Source organism: Paenibacillus sp. J22P277 (assembly GCF_059383675.1).
The window spans coordinates 1-21,232 of the sequence record NZ_JBXENS010000004.1; the positions used below are offsets into that span (position 1 = coordinate 1).

Here is a 21,232-nt window from a genome sequence, read left to right on the forward strand (position 1 = left end):
CCCAATAATTCCGGACAACGCTTGCCCCCTACGTATTACCGCGGCTGCTGGCACGTAGTTAGCCGGGGCTTTCTTCTCAGGTACCGTCACGCCAAGCGCAGTTACTCGCCTGGCTGTTCTTCCCTGGCAACAGAGCTTTACGATCCGAGAACCTTCATCACTCACGCGGCGTTGCTCCGTCAGACTTTCGTCCATTGCGGAAGATTCCCTACTGCTGCCTCCCGTAGGAGTCTGGGCCGTGTCTCAGTCCCAGTGTGGCCGATCACCCTCTCAGGTCGGCTATGCATCGTCGCCTTGGTGAGCCGTTACCCCACCAACTAGCTAATGCACCGCAGGCCCATCTGCAAGTGGCAGCTTGCGCCGCCTTTCCCAGTTCCCTCATGCGGGGAAACTGCGTATCCGGTATTAGCATTCGTTTCCGAATGTTATCCCAGTCTTGCAGGCAGGTTGCCTACGTGTTACTCACCCGTCCGCCGCTAAGCTATCCCGAAGGATAACTCCGCTCGACTTGCATGTATTAGGCACGCCGCCAGCGTTCGTCCTGAGCCAGGATCAAACTCTCCATAAAAGACGATTGGTTTGCGTGTACAACCGCGAGGTCGGACATGCAGCACTCGTCTGTAAGGATGTGCTTGTTAGCTCATCGCTGACTTACCCGATGAAACTCGCTTCGTCACCTAGATGACGTCGATCGTTTCACCGTATTTATAACCTTTTGACAGGTCGCTCATTGTTCAGTTTTCAAGGTACAAGTGTGTTGCTTGTTGTTACACCGGTGCAAGCCCGGAATAATAATATATCATATTTCGAAAGCATTTTGCAAGCTTTATTTTTAGGCTTGTTTCGATTTCGATCACCGCTGCCGTGTATCTCTCTCGGCCGGAATTAGAATTTACCACATCCGTCGCATACGTTGCAACAGGTATTATTTTACATCAAGAAAAATCTAGATGCTTTAATTGCAACGTTACAGCGCATTCTACTATATCTATTCTGTTTTAATTGTAAACATACGCAGAATTTTTTTTGTAAATGCTTTGTCCTCCGGTTCACAAAATAAATCCGATGTGTTAGAATGAAAGCGCTAACAAATTCATCTTATTAAGGGGGAGCACTACATGATGAATGTAATAGCAGATGACACGCGCAGTATATACGAGAGCTTTGAGGTAGAGAAGGATATTTACTACTTTAAAGTCGGCAGACTCGGACTCGTCAGCTTTCACGGTAGAAACTACAACATAAAAAAGAGCATTTCTACCGAGCAGCTGCACAGCTACATCACTTCGGGGCATTTCGTGAAAGTAGGCTCGAATTGCTACGTCAATGCAGGCAAAGTGATTTCCGTTACCGACGGCTTGATCTGTTTCGACCGCGGCTGTTCCGAAACGAAACAAATCCACGTTCCGAAATGGAGACAGCACGGCGTCAAAAACCTACTTTCCGCACATAAGCCAATGGCGATGTAGCCTTATCAAGGCCTTGTTCAGGAGGTGACGGACATCGTCTCCGAACAAGGCTTTTTCATGGAATAATGCCTCCTTCTCTTACGCACAATACGCTACAGCTGATGCAGAAGGAGGAGATCCCATTGGCCAAACAGCAAGGTCATGGTCGCAAGAACACAACGACCAGAACGTCGGACAAAAAGAACAAAAACAGCTCGGAAGACTAATTCAGCACCATAGACGGTTCCTACTGAACCCCTCGTTTCCCGAGTCAAAAAGGGAATCCACGGGGTTCTTTTTTGTTGGTATAATAAATGAAAACATGGCGAGGTGATCGGGTTTGCATGTACATTTTCATACCGAACGGCTGCTGCTGCGCCCGTTTGTTCAGGAAGATGCCAAGGACGTCCAGCTAATGGCGGGGGAATTCGTCGTAGCCGATACCACGCTCTCGCTTCCTCATCCTTACCCCGATGGAGCCGCCGAATTATGGATTTCTTTCCGCGAGGATGCCGCGCGCCACGGGCACGGCTTTACTTTCGCGATTGTCGAGCAAGCCGCGAACCAACTCATCGGCTGTATCAGCCTGAATCTAACCTCCGCACACCGGCGCGCCGAGATCGGCTATTGGCTTGGAAGCGCGCATTGGAGAAAAGGGTACGCAACGGAAGCGGCACGAAGAATGATCCAATTCGGATTCGAAGAACTTGACCTCAATCGGATCTGGGGGGCTGCCATGACGAGAAATCCCGCCTCTTCCTCCGTTCTCAACAAAGCCGGTTTGCGATACGAGGGCTGCATGAAAGAACATATCCAGAAATGGAATCAGTATGAGGATGTCGAATACTACGGGCTGACCAGGTTGGAGTATGCTCCTCAATAACATGACAAAGCTGGCGGTTAAACCGCCAGCTTTGTTCGATCCGGACTCATCTTAAAAAATTCAAGGGCTGCCGCTGCAACAGGTGCAAGCGAAGCGACGCCCAGGCTGCCGCCAACGCTTCTTGCAGCGCCCAGGCGGCTTTTCCGGCTACCATAACGGTAAGTCCGTACTTGAAAGTCAACGATACCCCCCATATCAGAGGCTGCCCTTCCTGCTTCGGAAGTAAATCCAACGCCTCTCGAACAACGTCCGCTTCGCGCGCGCCAATGCGATCAGAGAACGCATAAAATACGCCGGTATGCGTCATTTCAGCCATGCATCCCGGCGCAAAGAGTTCCTGCCGCGAAGGCTCGATCCGTTGATGCTGCGCGTAAATCAGTTCGTTTCCATAATAAACGTTCAGTTTATTCCGAAATTCACGGTAGGCAAACCGTTCGCCGCGCGGCGTTCTTCCAGGACAGAACACGTCCGCCCCCATCCATAACGCTCCCGGCGACAAGCGCACCTCGGACTCGCTGAAGAGTGCCGCATCGCGATAGAGCATGACGGGTTCCGGCATCGACTCCACGACAGCCCCATAGCCCAGTTCAAACCATTGGCTCATCGACGAACCGCTGCTTGCCGCGTGAGACGGATGGACTTTCGTGAAAGACTGATTGGTAATGTAAACATGCGCGCCGTCCTCGACGTTCCACTGGAAATCGTACCGGTCTCCGTCAAGCAGCCCCGGCGAAACGTCCATGACGATCACGCCGAGCTGCCCTTCGAGCGGAAAAGCCTTCGCGATCTTGATCGGCGCCGTGTGGTATTTAGAGACGATGAAGGTGCGCTCTTCCCGCTTTCGGAACGTCGCGCGGAGCGTGGATGAACGCAGCGCGCTAGGCGTGATGGCGATGGGCTGCATCATGCTCGTGTTCGTGCTCATGGTGGTGCGCGATTCCGTTCGCGTGAGCAAGCTCATGCTCCAGCCATGCGACGATACGATCGACGTTGACGCCGCCGTACAGGTTCGAAAACACGTAAGGCCGGTCGCCGCGCATCCGTTTCGTATCGGCTTCCATGACTTCCAGGCTGGCGCCGACATGAGGCGCCAAATCGATTTTGTTCACGATCAGCAGATCGGAACGCATAATCCCGGGACCGCCTTTACGGGGGATTTTCTCCCCTTGGGCGACGTCGATGATATAAATAAACCGGTCCACCAGCTCCGGACTGAAGGCTGCCGCCAAATTATCGCCGCCGCTTTCGATAAAAATCAGATCCAGGTTATCGAATCGGCCCGTCAGCTCCTCGACCGCTTCGAAATTCATCGATGCGTCCTCGCGAATCGCCGTATGCGGACAGCCGCCCGTCTCGACGCCGATGATCCGCTCTTCCGGGAGCACGCCGGTCGCCGCCAATATACGCGCGTCTTCCTTCGTATAAATATCGTTGGTAATGACGGCGATATTATATTTATCCTTGATCGCTCCGGCCAACTTCTCGACCAGCGCGGTTTTGCCCGAACCGACAGGGCCGCCGATGCCGATACGGATCGGTCTTGAACGATCCAGCGCCGGTTGTTCCCATTCCTGATGCGTATGTCCTTGTCCTTGGCACATGATATATTCCTCCTCTAATGATGTTCTACGACATGAATAACCGCGAATACAAGTGCTCATGACGCATCATCGCGATCTCGCTGAGCGGCATGTTCGTATAGGCTTCTTCCGGCTGGAGCGCCGCCGCGATCCGCCAAGCCTCCGCCGTTCTCGGCGTCAAACGCGCAATGATGCTCTGCCCCTCCGTCTGTCCGATGGACATCAGCCGCAAAGCGCTGTTCAGGCAGGTGACGATGCAACCGTACAAATAGCCTTGCGCCGCCTGCTCCAGCGAAATTCCGAGCGAGAAGCACGCGTAGCCGAAAACAAGCGGATGCGTCGCAAAACAAGCGCCGTTCTTCAGTCCCTCGGACAGCGGTTTCCAATCCAGCTGCGGGTACGCCGCAGAGAGCAGCTGCAGCAGCCGCCTTCCCATTTTCTCGATGCCGCTTCTGGTTTCGATCGCCGTTCGCTGCACATGAACCCGTCGCTCCACGGCCCATAACGAGCCCCAGTTTCCTGCGGGGACGTCGCGATAGACCGCTTTGATCACCATTAGATCCGCCGTCGCCCAGCTCTGCATCAGCATCGTCGATGCATATGCCTCGAGCTGACGGCTCGTCCGCAGCGCCCCTTCCTGAACGAGCGTCTCCAAGCCGAACGAATGCGAGAAGCCGCCGATCGGCAGCGCCGAATCCAGAAGCTGTTGCAGCGCAAGCCAAGGTACGATTCCGCGCGTCGAAGCAGTCGATTCCTTCGTCATTTCAGCACACCTCTTCGCTTAAAACAGAAAATACCGCTGCGCCATCGGCAGCACTTCCGCGGGTTCGCAGGTAGCCGCCACGCCGTCGACCTTCACTTCGTATGTCTCGGGATTTACTTCGATGACTGGCGTAGCATCGTTGTGGATCATGTCCTTCTTCGATATGGCGCGGCAGCCGCGGACGGGCTCGATACGCTTCGCGAGGCCAAGCTCTTTCGCGATGCCGCGGTCATAGGCCGCTTGCGAGACGAAGGTAATGGAAGTACTGGCCACGGCTTTGCCGAAACCGCCGAACATCATCCGGCCGAACACCGGCTGAGGCGTCGGGATCGAAGCGTTGGGATCGCCCATTTGCGCATATGCGATCATCCCGCCTTTGAGGATCATGTCCGGTTTGACACCGAAAAACATCGGGCTCCAAATGGCCAAATCCGCGAATTTGCCCGGTTCGACCGATCCGACCAAATGCGAGATGCCGTGGGTGATCGCAGGGTTAATGGTGTATTTCGCGATGTAACGTTTGATTCGGAAATTATCGATCTCGTCAGACGTATCCGGCGCGAGCGGTCCGCGCTGTTTTTTCATTTTGTCGGCGGTTTGCCAGGTGCGGATAATGACTTCGCCTACGCGGCCCATCGCTTGCGAATCGGAGCTCAGCATGCTGAACACGCCCATGTCGTGCAAAATATCTTCCGCCGCGATCGTCTCCGGGCGAATCCGCGAATCCGCGAACGCGACATCTTCGGGAATGCTGCTGTCCAAGTGATGGCAAACCATCAGCATGTCCAGATGCTCTTCGATCGTATTCACCGTAAAAGGTCGAGTGGGGTTCGTCGATGAAGGCAGCACGTTGCGCTCTCCGGCAGCGCGGATGATATCCGGCGCGTGTCCGCCCCCGGCGCCTTCGGTATGATAAGTATGGATCGTTCTCCCTTTGAACGCCGCCAGCGTATCCTCCAAAAATCCCGCTTCATTTAATGTATCCGTATGAATGGCCACCTGAACATCGTATTGATCCGCCACTTCCAGGCAAATATCGATTGCAGCCGGCGTCGTTCCCCAGTCTTCATGCAGCTTGAGGCCGATCGCCCCCGCTTCGATCTGCTCGATAAGCGGCCCCGCGAAAGACGAGTTGCCTTTTCCCGTAAAGCCCAGGTTCATCGGGAACGCTTCCGCCGCTTCCAGCATTCGGCGCATATGCCAAGCTCCCGGCGTGCAGGTCGTGGCGTTCGTGCCGGTCGCCGGTCCCGTGCCGCCGCCGATCATTGTCGTCACCCCGGAAGCCAACGCCGTCTCGATCTGCTGCGGACATATATAATGGATATGCGTGTCGATGCCGCCGGCCGTCACGATCTTCCCTTCGCCGGCAATCACCTCGGTGCTGGCGCCGACGATCATATTCGGCATGACGCCGTCCATGATATCGGGATTGCCGGCTTTGCCGATACCGACGATGACGCCGTCGCGAATGCCGATGTCGGCCTTGACGATCCCCCAATGGTCGATAATGACGGCGTTCGTGATAAGCGTATCGAGCACGCCCTCGCCGCGCAGCGCACCGCTCGACTGTCCCATGCCGTCGCGGATGACTTTGCCCCCGCCGAACTTGCCTTCATCCCCGTAGACCGTATAGTCGTGCTCGATTTGGGCCCAAAGTTCCGTATCGGCAAGCCGAACGGCGTCGCCGGTCGTCGGACCGAACATCGCCGCGTAGCTGCTTCGGTCCATTTTGCTCATGGCTGCTCTCCTTTCCATGCGGTCAAGCGCGCCCGTACGTCCTCCGGTATCTCTCCGCGTACGGCCGGACCGTTCGTTAAGGCATTCAAACCGAAGGAGCGTTTGGATCCCCCGAGCTCGACGAGCTGGACCGGCTTCTCTTCGCCGGGCTCGAACCGGACTGCCGTCCCCGCGGGAATATCAAGCCGCATGCCGAACGCCTCCTCTCGAGAAAACGAAAGCGCCCGGTTCACCTCGAAGAAATGGAAATGCGAACCGACCTGAACCGGCCGGTCGCCCGTGTTAACGACGACGATACGAGCCGTAGCCCGTCCGGCGTTAAGCTCGATCTCGCCTGGAACGATGCGATATTGCCCGGGAATCATGCGTATCACCTTCTCGCTCTCAGTGTATGGGATGATGAATCGTAACCAGCTTCGTCCCATCCGGGAACGTCGCCTCGACCTGGACATCATGAATCATTTCCGCAATGCCGGGCATGACTTGTTCGCGATTCAATATGGTTGTACCGAATTCCATCAGTTGCGCTACGGTTTGGCCGTCCCGCGCGCCTTCCAAGATCTCGGACGTAATGAGGGCCACGCTTTCCGGATAGTTCAGCTTCACGCCGCGGAGAAGGCGCCTTCGAGCCAAATCGGCCGCAATCGTGATGAGAAGTTTTTCTTTCTCGCGTTCAGTCAACTGCATGGAGGCACCTCTTCCTAAATTTTATAAATGACCGCTTTAATGCATAACGCCAATAAAGTAGCACCGCGATGAGAGTATTCGTACAAGATCACTTCCTATTATAACGGCCGTGCAAAGGCAAGTAAATAATTTGCGTCATATTTACTGACACGAAATGAAAGATAATTCGTCAATTTGCAAAAAACCTCACTGAGATGTGTCATATTTTGTCGAAATATAGCTGGACGGAGGTGACTTATTCCTCTCTCTAATGACTCTCTCACCAGGCCGCGAACAGCCCGGAATACTGGTCATTCCTAGTGCAATGTGATAGACTACTCAGTATTGAACTAACACATGGGAGGTACCGAAATGGCTTCAAAAAAGATGCGTTCAGACATGATAACAAAGGGCTTTGACCGCGCTCCTCATCGCAGCTTGCTGCGTGCCGCCGGCGTAAAGGAAGAAGACTTCGGCAAACCGTTCATCGCGGTGTGCAACTCGTATATCGACATCATTCCCGGACACGTTCATCTCCAAGAATTCGGTAAACTGGTTAAAGAAGCGATCCGCGAAGCGGGCGGCGTGCCGTTCGAGTTCAACACGATCGGCGTCGACGACGGCATCGCGATGGGCCATATCGGCATGCGCTATTCCCTCGCCAGCCGCGAAATTATCGCGGATTCCGTCGAAACCGTCGTTAACGCGCACTGGTTCGACGGTATGGTTTGCATTCCGAACTGCGACAAAATCACGCCCGGCATGATCATGGGCGCGCTTCGCGTCAACATCCCGACGATGCTCGTCAGCGGCGGCCCGATGAAAGCCGGCAAAACCTCCGAAGGACGTCCGATTTCGCTCTCCAGCGTATTCGAAGGCGTAGGCGCCTTCCAAGCGGGCAAGATCGACGAAGCCAGCTTGACCGAGCTCGAACAATACGGCTGCCCGACATGCGGATCCTGTTCCGGCATGTTCACGGCCAACTCCATGAACTGCCTGGCCGAAGGCCTTGGTCTTGCGCTTCCAGGCAACGGTACGATTCTCGCCGTATCGCCAGAGCGCAAAGAGTTCGTGAAACAAGCAGCTCGTCAATTGATGGAACTGATCAAGTTGGATCTCAAGCCTCGCGATATCGTAAAATTGGAATCCATTGACAATGCCTTCGCCCTCGACATGGCTATGGGCGGTTCCACGAACACCGTTCTTCACACGCTGGCAATCGCACACGAAGCCGGCATCGAGTACCCGATCGAACGCATCAACGAAATTGCTGCACGCGTACCGCATCTGGCAAAAATCGCTCCTGCTTCCGATTACCATATCGAAGACGTTCATAATGCTGGCGGCGTAAGCGCCATTATCAACGAGCTGTTCAAACATGAAGGTGCCTTGAACGGCGACGTTCTCACCGTTACGGGCAAAACGCTTCGCGAAAACGTAGCTGGCTGCGAAATCCAGGATACCGACGTTATTCACACGCTGGACAACCCGCACAGCCAACGCGGCGGACTTGCCGTACTGTTCGGCAACCTCGCTCCACGCGGCGCGATCATCAAAGTCGGCGCGGTCGACAAATCCGTTGGAGGCTATCATAAAGGTCCTGCCATCTGCTTCGACTCCCAGGACGATGCGCTTCACGGCATCGCGAACGGCAAAGTCAAAGAGGGCCATGTCGTGGTCATCCGCTACGAAGGTCCAAAAGGCGGACCGGGCATGCCGGAAATGCTGGCGCCAACGTCGCAAATCGTCGGCATGGGACTCGGCGCGAAAGTCGGTCTCGTCACCGACGGCCGTTTCTCCGGCGCTTCCCGCGGTATCAGCATCGGCCACGTTTCTCCGGAAGCAGCTGAAGGCGGACCAATCGCTTTCGTTCAAGACGGCGATCTCGTAGAGCTCGACTTGAACAACAATGAAATGAACCTGCTCATCAGCGACGAGGAGTTCGAAGCGCGCCGTGCCGCTTGGCCGGGATTCGAATCCAAAATCAAAAAAGGCTACCTGGCGCGCTACTCGCACCTGGTAACCAACGCTAGCACAGGCGGCGTGCTGAAATTCAACTAATTTCCGCCCGAGCTGAAACTTGCGGAAATGCCCTGCGTATGACTGAATGTCAGTCATCTGCGCAGGGCATTTTTTATTGGGAGGATGAGACCTTATTATGTTTGGCAAAGTAGCAGCCGACGTGCTGGGATTAAGCGACCTCGGCGCCGTGATCAAGCCGGAGAATTACGACAAAGTCGACGCGGACGATTATGTGCTTCGCGAAGACAACGAGAAGATTTACTTCGTCGTTAAATCCAAATCAGACGAATACTGCTTCACGAATCTGGCGCTGATTCATTTGGACGGCACGAGTGCGGTCAGTAAGAAGCGCGTGCTTCACCGATACGGTTACGGCACGTACAAGGTTTCCGATGTCAGCCTGGAAACGGCCGGAACGGTCGATCTGGACGTGGAGATCAAGTTCGCGCTCGGAGGCAAAGCATTCACCATCGATGTAGGGAGAAAATATATCGAGGACTTGAAAAATCTGTACAAGGCACTCATTAAAATTGCCGAAATCACGCATGAGAACGAGCTCTCGCTCGGCTTTGCAAGACAGAGCCTGGATCTGGCTACCGCTGCGGTCAGCCAGATTCACAAAGCGGAAAACGATTTGTCCGTGCAGTTCAAATCGATCAATCAGATCGCGTTCGATTGGATGTCCGACACGCAAAAGCAGTTCAAATCCAAAGATTTCGGCTCCGTCTTCGAGCGCTACATCAACCATTGACGAATGCGTGCCGATCCTGGCTCAGGACAAATTTCCAGCCAGTACGACCAACCCGTCGTGACCGTAATCGGCATCTTGCCGTTCAAGAGAGACGCATATTCGTTCATAACGGTCCGCGCGGGCGGCATAACGAAGCTCTCCTTCGCCTCCAAAGGTCCGCAAGGCTCCAGCATCAACGGGCGCGCCATCCTTCACAAGCCACACGCGATAAGCCTCGTCCTTGCCGGGAAGCGGCAGATGAGCGGCCTGCACGACGATCTGAACGGCGCCGCCAACCAGCATAATGACGGCATGCCCCTCGGCAGCGCTGCCGCCCGTTTGCGCTTCCAAATCGACGACTTTCTTAACATTCGGCTGGAAGGCTGCGCTTGAACCGATATCCCCGTGCAAAGCCGGGCTTGTGATCCGCAATGCAAGAAACGCCGTAGCCAGAATAAGCAGGACGCAGACAGTTCCGAGACAACCGATTATCCAGGAAGTCCGATCACGGTCATTCTTCCGAAATTCCCGCAGCATGAGATGCACCGTGACCCACGTCTTCATTCCATTTGCGCGATACTCGCGGCAATCGTCGACTGCCGGCAGCTGCTCGTGAACGCTGCGGATATCCGCCACGAACTGCTGGCAATCGGGGCACCGCTCCAAATGCGACTCAAACGCATTTCGCCTGGAATCGCTCAGGCCGTCGAACATATACATAGCCGCATCATCGCAAGGATCATTGCTTTCATGAATCCGCAACCGCATCATGTTTGCCAGTATCCCTTCGCCATCGAAGTAAACGTTCAACCATCATCTTACCAAGGAATGTCAGAATTGCAATTTGAATTCGTCGGCGCGAATTTTGGTTGATGCTTGGACGTAAAAATGCCGCTAGGGAGTAAACTCTCTGGCGGCATTTGAACTGTCGTATGATACGGGCGGGATGTCGTCCCTGTTGCCATGCATGCTTCCGTCATAATGGAGGGTCGGTTTCCTTGGCGGAGTTGCAGGTTCATTTTGCTGCCTGCTGCCTGAGGTTTGCCAGAAATGTTCCATCGACATAGCAATGATACGCGGCTCCAAGCGATGGTTCTGATCGGCCAACCGTTGTTTGCCGGCAGGATTAAGGACGCGCAGCAATAATTTCAAATAAAAGCGGGTTGACGTATCAAATAGGCCCTTCGGCAGCGGCAGCACATCAAAGCCGAACTGCTCTACGCCTCGGTTAATCATGCTGACGCCGTAAATCCCTTTCGCGGGTTGTACGGATTCGTCAGCGGCAAGCTTATGGGCAAGCTGCGGCATTCCCTTCTTCGCTTCGCGAATAAGCATAACGGCCAATTGCATCATCGATCGCGATTCCGTCATTAACTTGACCAGTTTCCTGTTGTCGAAGTGAATCTCGACGACGCGATCCTTATCCGTGATCGATCTGCCGTCGGACAGCTCCAGCGTTTTCCCGTGATAAGGCACGATTCGATAATAGAAAATGCAATCCTCGGCGACTTCCTTCACGCGGAACAATACGTGGAAGACGCGTTCCCATCCCATCCAGCAGGCGACGGCGATACGCTTCGTCCAGCCGATCGAAGGCTTTGTGCGGCTGACTTTCTTGCCGCGACCGGACAGCGCGATCATCTCGGTAATATGCACGAATCGATAACCTTTAGCCTGACCCGCAGCCAAAAAGGGTTCAAGCGCGGCAAGCATGTTCTCCGGCGCTTCCTTGTCGGCTCCGAAAGTCAAACCGCAATCGTGGAGCAGCAGCACTTCGCCCGGCCGAAGCTTCTTCATCATCCGTTGCAGCAGCCGATCGGCGCCGACGCGCTTGCGCCAGTCGCCGAAAAGCGCCGACCATAGTATGATTTGGAGATAGCCCAAGTTCGAGAAATCGAACAAATTGACGATGCCCCACGGCGGACGATAGTAGGCGGTTCGTGATCCGGTTGCCTGTTTTATGATATCCGAAGTGCGGTGGATTTGTTTCTTGACCGTCCTCGGACGCATGAGCCAGTTCGTTTTGTGCACGTAATTATGAATGCCGATTACATGTCCTTCGTCATGCATCCTTTTGAGGATGTCCGGATGCTTCTCCGCATGAATGCCCACGACGAAAAAGGTCGCTTTCGCATCATAGCGCTTCAATAAATCAAGCAACCGAGGCGTATAGACCGGATCCGGTCCATCATCGAACGTGAGCGCGATTTCATGCTCCGCCCGCCCTCGTTTAAACACGTGAAAACCGAAAGTCCGGCTGACCAAACCGGGTAAAAACGCATAAAACGTCAAAAAATAAAAGCCCCACAGCAGGAAGTTTTCCATGTCTTGTTTTCCCACCACCCCTAGTTTCAACCTTGTACGTCCATGGAAGAGGGAGTGCCATGTGCCCATTGCTCGTTGACTTCATCCATTGTACCATAGCCCTGCGGAAATCGGCTACGAAAGTTAAAGTAAACCTTAAGCACGCTGCCGCGGTAAGCACTAAACATAGCTTTTTTAGGAAATACTGGTATTCTATAAGAAGAATAATAGTGCGAAAAGGAGTTTACTATGCTGTCTTTCTACCGAAAATACTGGCGCACCGCATTCGACATCGCGCTGATCATCCTGACGGTTTGGCTCATCATGTACTTGTTCAGTTACTTATACCGGATCGCGACGCCCATTTTTCTTTCGTTCCTGATTTATTTGTTCATCGAACCGCCTGCGCGCTGGCTGACCCGGCTGGGGCTGAAAAAATCGATCGCATCTGGCATTTCCGTGCTGATCTTCACGCTTATCATCGTCGCCGCTTTCGTCGGCGCCGGTTACGTCGTCACGACGCAGGTCACGGGGCTTGCCCATAAGCTGCCGGAGTACCAACGCATACTGGTCACGGAATTCCAGCAGCATGCCAGTTTGCTTGAGGACAAGATCTCCGGGCTTCCGCCGGACGTCGTCGACAATGCGGAGAAGGTCATCGGCTATGTCACCGACTGGGGCCAAGGGCTTGCCGGCACGTTTCTCCTTTCGCTGGGCGGTTACCTGATGTCGTTCTCAACCTTTATCATTAACTTCTCGATCGGGATTATTCTCGCTTATTTTCTCAGCCTGGAAATCAAGGAATGGAAACAGCTCGCGCGCGATAAAACGCCGAATACGTTCAAACGCGCGTTCCAATTCCTGCGCGAGAACGTATTCGTCGGCATTGCCGGGTATTTGAAAGCGCAAGGAAAGCTGATCAGCATCACGTTCGTCGTCATTTTCATCGCGTTGCTGCTGCTCGGGGTTCCAAACGCTTTCTCGATCGCGCTCTTGTCGGCGTTTTTCGATATCCTGCCGCTGCTCGGCGTCGGCACCGTCTTCATTCCATGGATCATCTACCTGTTCATCGTCGGACAAACCTCGCTGGCGATCTGGCTGACCGCGCTATTCCTGCTCGTGGTCCTGACCCGGCAAATCCTGGAGCCCAAGATCACCGGCGATACGCTCGGCGTCTCGGCATTCACGATGCTCGCCTTCATGATCGTATCCTTGTCGATCTTCGGCATATCGGGCGTCATTCTTTCGCCGATTCTCATGATCCTGCTTAAGGCATTGTACGATCAGCGTTACTTTCACCGCTGGATCCATTCCCCCAAAGGGGAGTTTGAAAATGCGTCGAATCCATACGACGAGTCGGATTCCATCCTATGATGGAGCCCGGCTCTTTTTATTGCCCGGGGTCCGCCAGGATATCCATGACGCCCCGAAATAGCTTGGTCGCTTGATTGGACGTATGCACGCCCCGGTTCTCCGACAGCACCGCAACGGCGTATCGCGGCGATCGCACTGGACCGTAACCGACGAACCACTGGTTCAACCGCTCTGTTCCATGCTGCCGTACTTGCGCCGTTCCAGATTTCCCCGCAACGGCCCATTTGCCGTCCGCGATGCTTTGTCCCGTTCCGTACGCCACGACCGCTGCCATACCGCGCAAAATCGTCTGCGTCGTCTGCCGGCTGACCTGTCCGTAACGAGATGGCCAAGTTTGGCGCGGCAGCTCGGCAAGCAGCTGGCCGTTTCCATAACGAATGTCGCTCACGAGGCGCGGTTCTTGCACAGAACCGCCGTGCAGCAGCGTAACGACGAGATTGGCCGCCTGAAGCGGCGAAAGCCGGACATCCCGCTGCCCGATGCCCGTTTGAGCCAGTTGTCCGCCGTCACGAACCGTCGGAAGCCAGGCAAACACATGTCCCGCCTCCTCTTCCGGCAAAAGCCTTAGCGGCTTGTCCAGCGGCGCGAAGGCGGACTCGCTCACCCATCCCACCTGCTCGCCGATACCCATCTTCTCCGCTGTCACGTACAGCTCCTGCGCGCTCATCCGTTCCGCCAATGTCGCGAATACGACGTTGCAGGAGCCGGCGAGCGCTTCTTCCAGCGTCAATTGTCCATGGCCCCCTCTCTTCCAGCAATGCAGGCCGTATCGTCCATAATTCCCATGGCATTGAAAGGTTTCATGCGTGTTCACGGCATGCGACTCCAAAGCGGCGGCCTCCGTCACTAGCTTGAAAATCGACCCCGGTGTCGCGGCCCGAACCGCATGATTCACGTAATCCTCCGGACTGCCTCCCTGTTTGACTTGCGGAAGCCTCGGCCTCGATATCATCGCGACGATATCCGCGTTACCGGCATCCAGTACGACGACCGCCCCTTCTCTCAGCCCTTCCGCGTCGACATAATGCTCCAACCGATTCTGAAGCTCAAGATCCATGGTCGTCCGGACCCTTACCGGATAATACGGATTGGCGGAGCTGTTCAGCCGCCAGTCCAAGCCCTGCATCGGTTTATTCGCCCCGTCCGTAAAATACGACACCGTCGTCGGTCCCGTCCCCTGCAGCAGGCGGTCAAGCGATCGCTCTAGCCCTGCGCCGCCGGTCTGATCGGTCAGCTTCATCGTCCGCTCTTTTAATCGCAGGCCGTAATCCAATCGAAGCAGCTCCGGATGCTGGCTGACGTAACCGATAACGTGCTTCGCGTTGAATCCGTCCAAGTAGCGGTTGCGGTAGGGCAGGATGCGGACGCCGTTCAAGCGGAGATTCCGAATGACGCCAGCTTGCTTCGCCGTTAGCTTCAGCGGGCTGCGCGCGTCCTCTTCGCGCCAGAAAGCCGGCTCCTTCAATGACTGCATCCATCGCTCCAAGCGATTCGGCTGCATATGCAGCGCGCCGGCAAGCCTATTCAAATCCTCCGGGTTTCCGGCGATCCGCGCCTTGGCATCATGCAAAGGAAATACCGCGAGCGCCTCGTAGGTTTCCCCCGTTAGCGCGATTCCCGACCGGTCGTAGAAATCGCCGCGGCCGCTGTCGAGCACAAGCTCGCGCTCGCGCTGGGCGACGGACTCGGCCTTCCAGCGCGTACTCCCCGCGCCGGCCGGCTCAACCGGCGAAAGTTGGAGCCACGCCAGCCGCAGCAGGATGGCGACCAGAAACAAACTCATGCCGATCAGGACGAGGAACACTCGCCGTTGCCTTGCTCTTCGCCATTCTTTGCTCATTCGCCGCTTCGCCCGCCTTTTTTGGAATCGCATTCTCGCTTTCCATTATCCCCCTGCGGTCAAACGTTCAATCATTGATTCCTCCTGGGATAAGCAGCAAAAAGAGCCTTATCGCGAACGGGATCATCCGCAATAAGACTCTTATCCGATTTATAGGCGGCCCTTCGACTCGACGCAGGCGAAGAAATCGAGCAAGAACCGCTGAAAGACTTTCGCGACGAGCGGAAGCTTCTCGTTCGAACGATAGATCAACCCGATCGTGCGCGTCACGCGCGGCGAACGAACGCGGACGTTGGCCGGCTGCAGCTTCCCCGATCCGTGCAGGGCCATCTCCGGGAGCAAGCTAACGCCCATGCCCGCCGCGACGAGACCGCGAATCGTATCCGTCTCCTGCCCTTCGAACCCGATATTCGGGGTGAAGCCGGCTTCCAGGCAGGCATCCCACACGATCGGCCGAAGCGAATATCCGTCGCTGAAGAGCACGAACTTCTCGTCTCTCAATTGAATCAAGTCGATCGCTTCTTCTTGCGCCAAAGGATGTCCCGGCGGCAGTATGGCGAACAGTTCTTCGGTCAACACGGTTTGGCCGGTCACATGCGAATGCATTTCCGGACAAGGGGACACGAAAGCCAGATCAACCTCCCCCTTCATCACGTCTTGGATGAGCGAGGGGTACATGCCTTGTTTAAAGCGGAAATTCACGTTCGGATTCTGTTTCCGAAACGCGGATACGACCTCCGGTATAAGCGAGATGCCCAGGCTGTGGGGAAATCCGAGCCGAACCTCGCCTTTCTCGGGATCCAGAAATTCCTGGATCTCCAAAACCGCGCGTTCCAGGTCCGCCAATATCACTTCCGCGCGCTTCAGGAACAAGATGCCGACCGGCGTTAACTGCAGGTTGCGGCCTTTCTGCAGGAACAGTTTGGCCCCCAGCTCTTCCTCGAGCTGATGGATCTGCCGGCTCACCGCCGATTGCGCCACATGCAGTTCCTCGGCTGCTTTCGTGACATGCTCCCGCTTCGCGACTTTCACGAAATAATACAATTGTCGAAGCTCCATGACGTCCTCTTCTCCTCAAGGCCCGCGCTATCCGCTCCGGCGCCGAACGACTACCTTCTATATCGTCTGTTCTCCTTGGATGTTAAATACCGGTCATACGCGTAAGCAAGCACGAACCCCGCGAACAGCCCGCCGAAATGGGCCCATATGCCGATGTTCGGCGCGATGAGCGTATAAATGACGCCGAATATCAATATCCCGTAGACCGTCTTGCGCGAATTGTCGTCCAGCGTGCGCTTGAGCAACGCAAGGAACAGGTAAGCGCCGAAGACGCCGTAGATGGCGCCCGACGCGCCCGCGCCTGCCGTGGATTGCTCGGCGATCGCGCTGAACAGGTTGCCGACGATCCCGCACAAAAGATAGAACACGGCATACTTGACGTGGCCGAGCATCCGTTCGAGCGGCGGCGCGAAAACGAGGATGCTGAACATATTGAAGAAAATATGCTGCAGGTTCAAATGAAGGAATACTGCCGTTACGTATCGCCATGGTTCCTGCAACGAGAAGTAGTTGTCGTTCGGGGAGCTGTAAAAAAGACCTCGATCCAACAGCCGCCCGTCCAGAAACAGATGATCGGCCGCGTAAACCAGGATATTCAATGCAATAATGGCAGCCGTGACTGGAAACATCCGCAGATAGCTGCCGAAGCTTTCATAGCGCAAAAAAATCATGGCAGTCTCCTTTACGCACTCCTAATTGGACAACCGTAATTCATTATGCTTATAATTATTTGGTAGAAACCAATTCCAATCAAGGAGGCTATTTCATAATGACACAAGAACGTACAAGCGTTTCCACATTCAAAGGCAACCCGCTTACGCTGATCGGACCGGAACTCAAGGTCGGTGACCAAGCTCCCGATTTCCAACTGAACAAGTCGCTCGTGGACGTCGTTTCCTTGAAGGACTACGCCGGCAAAGTAAAACTCATCAGCGTCGTTCCGTCCATCGATACGGGCGTCTGCGATGCGCAAACGCGCCGCTTTAACGAAGAAGCAAGCAAATTCGGCGACAACGTCGTCATCCTGACGGTCAGCGTGGATCTTCCGTTCGCTCAAGCTCGCTGGTGCGGCGCTGCCGGCGTCGACAAAGTCGAACTGCTGTCCGACTACAAAAACAACAATTTCGGCGAAGCTTACGGCGTGCTGATCAAGGAATTCACGCTCGATATGCGCGCGATCTTCGTCATCGATGCGAACGACAAGATTCAATACATCGAAGTGCTCAGCGAAATGACCGAGCACCCGAACTATGAAAACGCGCTGAACGCATTGAAAGCACTCGTATAAGCGATAGCCGCCAATCATTATAAAAGCGAGGACAGGGACTCCCTTCCTCGCTTTTTTCGTTATTATATGCCGCTCGTTTTATATTGAGCCAGCTTCTTATCCAGCGTCCGGTAAATATCAAGAATGATGCGATAGTTCGACCCTAGGTCACCGAAGGAGCCGCGTGAAGCGGAATAAATGTCAACCGCGGACGTTACCGGGTTGATGTTGATGACGGATACGGTAATATCCATGGTACGGCCGGTCATCGTGCGCCTCTCCATCACGATCTCGCCGACGGATTGGACTTCATGTAAGATTTTATAGCCTTGCATCTTTTTCAATGTGGAGACGACTTCTTCCCACGCTCTTTCACGGGATAGTTTGTAATAATGGGATTTCAGCAATGGATCTTTCGCTTTATCGCCAGTCAATTCGTGACTGCGCAGCAACCCGATTAGGGTCCGCTTCAACAAAGGTAATCTCCCCCTCCAACGTCTTCTATGTACGCTAAGAGTTATCATAGCACAGTTTGTAACATAAAAAAAAGGGGTTGCCCCCTTTTCATTAGTAAGTAACCCGCCATGCCGTCCGACTTGCTTGTTTCTGAACCCGCTCTCGCAGGTGGGTGGCCGCAGAAACGTTTTTGAGATCCCTTTTCGAGGGCTTGTCAGCTGCGTTTCAATATTGATCTCCCTAAAAACAGCCATTGGTTCAAAACAAGTGATAAGCCGTAACGCACACCGCAGGATGTACTGTTATTATAGCCCCATGCCGGGGAAAAGTAAACTTGGCGTCCGCCGTTATTTAATGGTCGTATGCCCATCGTCGGTGTTCGGCAGCATGATGGCCGCGTCTTCTTCCAGGCGATTGCGCTCTTCCTCGGCTTCCGCCTCGGCCGCTTTCTCCGCTTGCAACTGCAGCTTCGTGTAGATGCCGTAGAAGTTCCAGAACGCGATCGTGCCGACGATGCTCATCGTAAAAAACGGCACGAGAAACATCAGTTTGGGCGAACTGAAGCTGATATAGATCACCACGCCGCAAAGCACGACCGTCGACAGCGACCGCAGCGGCCGGCCGATCGTAATGAGCAGCGCGTTCTTGAGCAGCTGCAGCGTTTTCATATGATAGTGCACCAGCATCGAGAAGAAGTTCAGCAACGAGACGCCCACGAGCACGATCAACGCCACGAACAGGTACGAAATGATGCCCATCGAGCCCAATTTGACGAGATAGACGCGGAAGTCCACGATCAGGACGGTGAACAGCACCGCGTACAGGATTCCGCCGATCATCGCTTGCAGATAGCTCTCCTTATAGTTCTTGAAGAACGTCCGCAGCAGCGGCGCGTCCACTTCCCCCATGACCCATTTGCGCGTTACGCCAAACAGGGCAGCCGTAGCCGGGAATAGCGTGAATGGAGCGACAATCGCCGAAAAGATCAAATTCGACGTGACCTGGTCGGTCGTATCCGCGAAAAAAATCGGAAATAACACAAAAACAAACGGAATCGAACAGATGATCCACAGGATGTTCGTTACCGATAAACGCATTATCCATTCCGAGATTTTGTAAAACCCGCCCATCATGCCCTTCATTTCCATTATTGCCGAATCCTCCTAGCAAGCGATTTCATTTCATCCTATGTTAACTATAATATAGGCGGCCGGATAAGCCAACGTCCATTTTCGGGAATCCGGAGTCGAATAGGATCGATCCTGCCGAATCCGCTGTCGAGACAAGGCAGCCTTGTCCGATTCCGAAGGGAGGTCGCCGCGCTAGCGAACAATACAGGTCATGACTTCGGAAATGCCAACTCGCCTGCGGAAAACCAGACTCAGACTCATAAGGTAAAAAGAGGCTTCCGCTTATCCGATTGCTCGGTTAAACGGAAGCCCCGGCCACGTTATCTCGTACTATTCATCTGCGGAAGGACGCGGACGGCGAGGCGCGTCGGAACGACCCTCGTTGCGGCCTCTGTAACCGCCGTCACGGTCGCGATCACGGTTGTAACCGCCGCCGCCACTATTGCTACTGCTGCTAGTGCTGCTGCTCGAACTGCGGTTGCCGCCGTAGCCGCCGCGATTGCCGCCGCCGTAACCGCCTCCGCCTTCGCTGCGGCCGCGAGGACCGCTGCCCGTGCGATTGCCGCCGCCGAATGGACCGCCCGAGAAACGGCGTCCGTTCGTGCGTACATCCGGTCTGCGTTTCTTCGCGCGGATCGGATCCTCCGGAGTCAGCTCGATATTCACGTCTTTCTTCTCGCCGGTGATCAGCTTGATCGCCGCTGCCAGCAGATTGACGGAATCGTATTGCTCCAGAAGCTGAATCGCGATCGCCTTGAACTCGTGAACGGATTCGCCGTCCATCGCTTCAATCATGCGTTCAGCCGTTACGCGCTGCTTGCCTTCGATCGCTTCCGCGATGCTAGGAAGCGGCTTCTTGGCGATCTTGTGACGCGTTACTTTCTCGATGAAGTGCATGTGATCGAGCTCGCGCGGCGTCACGAACGACCACGCCGTGCCTTCTTTGCCCGCGCGGCCGGTACGGCCGATACGGTGAACGTAGCTCTCCGGATCCTGCGGCAAGTCGAAGTTAATGACATGCGTTACCCCGGATACGTCGAGTCCGCGCGCCGCAACGTCGGTTGCGACCAATACGTCGATGCTGCCGTCGCGGAACTTGCGCATGACGGCGTCCCGTTGATTCTGGGACAAGTCGCCGTGCAAGCCGTCGGCGGAGTATCCGCGCTTCTGCAGCGCTTCGCTCAATTCGTCGACGCGGCGTTTCGTACGGCCGAAGATGATGGCCAGCTCAGGGGATTCCATGTCGAGCAAACGGCTCAAAGCATCGAACTTCTGACGCTCGTGCACTTCGATATACGCTTGTTCGATGGTCGGAGCGCTGACTTGCGTCGGGATAACCGACACATGCTGCGGATCCTTCAGGAATTGATCGGCCAGTTTACGAATGTTCGGAGGCATTGTCGCCGAGAACAGCATCGTATGGCGGTTGTCCGGCACCAAAGAAAGAATGGACGTGATATCTTCCATGAAGCCCATGTCGAGCATTTCGTCCGCTTCGTCCAAAATCACCGTTTGAACGTCGTCCAGGCGAATCGTCTTGCGGTTGATGTGGTCGAGCAGACGTCCCGGCGTACCGATGATGATTTGCGGTTTCTTTTTCAATGCGCGAATTTGACGGCCGATCTCTTGACCGCCGTAAATCGGCAACGAACGTAAACCTTTGTAACGTGTAAGCTTTCCGATCTCTTCCGAGACTTGGATGGCAAGCTCACGGGTCGGCGTCATGATGAGCGCCACGATGCGGTCTTCCGTTACCGGAATCTTGTTCACGAGCGGGATTCCGAAGGCAGCCGTTTTACCCGTTCCTGTTTGAGCTTGACCGATCAAGTCGGTTCCGGTCAGCGCAATTGGAATGGCTTTGGATTGGATCGGGGTCGATTCCTCGAACCCGAGCTCCGTAATGGCCTGCAACACTTTAGGTTCCAAGCCGAATTCAGCAAATGTTTTCAAACTGTTTCAATCTCCTTCTATCT

Annotated in this window: 20 protein-coding genes, 1 rRNA gene and 1 other RNA gene; 6 read left to right on the plus strand and 16 right to left on the minus strand. The window is 54.9% G+C overall.

Annotation, left to right across the window (positions count from 1 at the left end; all coding sequences use genetic code 11):
- A 16S ribosomal RNA gene (locus AC50YL_RS13310) occupies positions 1–568 on the minus strand; the annotation flags it as partial.
- A 550-nt stretch (positions 569–1,118) separates the two neighbouring features.
- Between AC50YL_RS13310 and AC50YL_RS13315 the strand changes: the two genes are divergently transcribed.
- Positions 1,119–1,469 carry a hypothetical protein gene (locus AC50YL_RS13315; protein WP_494832585.1) on the plus strand — a complete coding sequence of 117 codons (351 nt, stop codon included), beginning with the start codon at positions 1,119–1,121 and terminating at the stop codon, positions 1,467–1,469.
- 319 nt (positions 1,470–1,788) lie between these two features.
- On the plus strand, positions 1,789–2,331 hold the full coding sequence (locus tag AC50YL_RS13320; protein ID WP_494832587.1) for a GNAT family N-acetyltransferase: 543 nt from the start codon (positions 1,789–1,791) through the stop codon (positions 2,329–2,331).
- Between the two features lie 46 nt (positions 2,332–2,377).
- Here the strand turns inward: AC50YL_RS13320 and AC50YL_RS13325 are convergent, their stop codons facing one another.
- Genes AC50YL_RS13325 through AC50YL_RS13350 form a run of 6 tightly spaced genes read right to left on the minus strand, consistent with a single transcriptional unit; the run spans position 2,378 to position 7,098 of the window.
- Entirely contained in the window at positions 2,378–3,256 is an 879-nt protein-coding gene (locus AC50YL_RS13325) for an urease accessory protein UreD (protein WP_494832589.1), read from the minus strand.
- Positions 3,210–3,932: an urease accessory protein UreG gene (ureG, locus tag AC50YL_RS13330; RefSeq protein ID WP_494832591.1), complete on the minus strand. Its 723-nt coding sequence runs from the start codon at positions 3,930–3,932 to the stop codon at positions 3,210–3,212. Before ureG ends, AC50YL_RS13325 begins: the two co-directional genes overlap by 47 nt.
- A 25-nt stretch (positions 3,933–3,957) precedes the next feature.
- On the minus strand, positions 3,958–4,674 hold the full coding sequence (locus AC50YL_RS13335) for an urease accessory protein UreF (protein ID WP_494832592.1): 717 nt from the start codon (positions 4,672–4,674) through the stop codon (positions 3,958–3,960).
- A gap of 18 nt (positions 4,675–4,692) precedes the next feature.
- Entirely contained in the window at positions 4,693–6,411 is a 1,719-nt protein-coding gene (ureC, locus tag AC50YL_RS13340) for an urease subunit alpha (RefSeq protein WP_494832594.1), read from the minus strand.
- On the minus strand, positions 6,408–6,776 hold the full coding sequence (ureB, locus tag AC50YL_RS13345) for an urease subunit beta (RefSeq protein WP_494832596.1): 369 nt from the start codon (positions 6,774–6,776) through the stop codon (positions 6,408–6,410). Before ureB ends, ureC begins: the two co-directional genes overlap by 4 nt.
- Positions 6,777–6,795: 19 nt before the next feature.
- Positions 6,796–7,098, minus strand: coding sequence for an urease subunit gamma (locus tag AC50YL_RS13350; RefSeq protein WP_494832598.1), 303 nt, complete (start codon positions 7,096–7,098; stop codon positions 6,796–6,798).
- Positions 7,099–7,449: 351 nt separating this feature from the next.
- Here AC50YL_RS13350 and ilvD point away from each other — a divergent pair, with 351 nt between their 5' ends.
- Both ilvD and AC50YL_RS13360 read left to right on the plus strand, forming a co-directional pair.
- Entirely contained in the window at positions 7,450–9,138 is a 1,689-nt protein-coding gene (ilvD, locus tag AC50YL_RS13355) for a dihydroxy-acid dehydratase (RefSeq protein WP_494832600.1), read from the plus strand.
- 97 nt (positions 9,139–9,235) lie between these two features.
- Positions 9,236–9,850 carry a PH domain-containing protein gene (locus AC50YL_RS13360; RefSeq protein WP_494832602.1) on the plus strand — a complete coding sequence of 205 codons (615 nt, stop codon included), beginning with the start codon at positions 9,236–9,238 and terminating at the stop codon, positions 9,848–9,850.
- A 21-nt stretch (positions 9,851–9,871) separates the two neighbouring features.
- On the opposite strand, the gene AC50YL_RS13365 is transcribed toward AC50YL_RS13360, so the two are convergent.
- Positions 9,872–10,600: an anti-sigma factor domain-containing protein gene (locus AC50YL_RS13365; protein ID WP_494832604.1), complete on the minus strand. Its 729-nt coding sequence runs from the start codon at positions 10,598–10,600 to the stop codon at positions 9,872–9,874.
- A 123-nt stretch (positions 10,601–10,723) separates the two neighbouring features.
- Entirely contained in the window at positions 10,724–12,172 is a 1,449-nt protein-coding gene (locus AC50YL_RS13370) for a polysaccharide deacetylase family protein (RefSeq protein WP_494832606.1), read from the minus strand.
- Between the two features lie 210 nt (positions 12,173–12,382).
- Between AC50YL_RS13370 and AC50YL_RS13375 the strand changes: the two genes are divergently transcribed.
- Entirely contained in the window at positions 12,383–13,507 is a 1,125-nt protein-coding gene (locus AC50YL_RS13375) for an AI-2E family transporter (RefSeq protein ID WP_494832607.1), read from the plus strand.
- A 16-nt stretch (positions 13,508–13,523) separates the two neighbouring features.
- Here AC50YL_RS13375 and AC50YL_RS13380 read toward each other — a convergent pair whose 3' ends face one another.
- The 3 genes from AC50YL_RS13380 to AC50YL_RS13390 form a co-directional block, all read right to left on the minus strand.
- On the minus strand, positions 13,524–15,347 hold the full coding sequence (locus tag AC50YL_RS13380; protein WP_494832608.1) for a peptidoglycan D,D-transpeptidase FtsI family protein: 1,824 nt from the start codon (positions 15,345–15,347) through the stop codon (positions 13,524–13,526).
- A 150-nt stretch (positions 15,348–15,497) separates the two neighbouring features.
- Positions 15,498–16,406, minus strand: coding sequence for a glutamate biosynthesis transcriptional regulator GltC (gltC, locus tag AC50YL_RS13385; protein WP_494832610.1), 909 nt, complete (start codon positions 16,404–16,406; stop codon positions 15,498–15,500).
- Between the two features lie 50 nt (positions 16,407–16,456).
- The gene (locus tag AC50YL_RS13390; RefSeq protein WP_494832611.1) at positions 16,457–17,077 is read right to left on the minus strand and encodes a rhomboid family intramembrane serine protease; all 621 of its coding nucleotides are present in this window, start codon (positions 17,075–17,077) and stop codon (positions 16,457–16,459) included.
- A gap of 98 nt (positions 17,078–17,175) precedes the next feature.
- On the opposite strand from AC50YL_RS13390, the gene tpx reads away from it, so the two are divergent.
- Positions 17,176–17,694 (plus strand): thiol peroxidase, encoded by a 519-nt coding sequence (tpx, locus tag AC50YL_RS13395; RefSeq protein ID WP_161744839.1) that lies wholly within the window; start codon positions 17,176–17,178, stop codon positions 17,692–17,694.
- A gap of 62 nt (positions 17,695–17,756) precedes the next feature.
- On the opposite strand, the gene AC50YL_RS13400 is transcribed toward tpx, so the two are convergent.
- The 4 genes from AC50YL_RS13400 to cshA form a co-directional block, all read right to left on the minus strand.
- A complete protein-coding gene (locus tag AC50YL_RS13400; RefSeq protein WP_494832613.1) occupies positions 17,757–18,149 on the minus strand; it encodes a DUF1499 domain-containing protein in 393 nt (130 codons plus the stop codon).
- 96 nt (positions 18,150–18,245) lie between these two features.
- Positions 18,246–18,428, minus strand: a non-coding RNA gene (gene ssrS / locus AC50YL_RS13405) — 6S RNA.
- 48 nt (positions 18,429–18,476) lie between these two features.
- Positions 18,477–19,277, minus strand: coding sequence for a YesL family protein (locus AC50YL_RS13410; protein ID WP_494832614.1), 801 nt, complete (start codon positions 19,275–19,277; stop codon positions 18,477–18,479).
- 312 nt (positions 19,278–19,589) lie between these two features.
- Entirely contained in the window at positions 19,590–21,209 is a 1,620-nt protein-coding gene (cshA, locus tag AC50YL_RS13415; protein ID WP_494832616.1) for a degradosome RNA helicase CshA, read from the minus strand.
- Positions 21,210–21,232 lie beyond the last annotated feature (23 nt).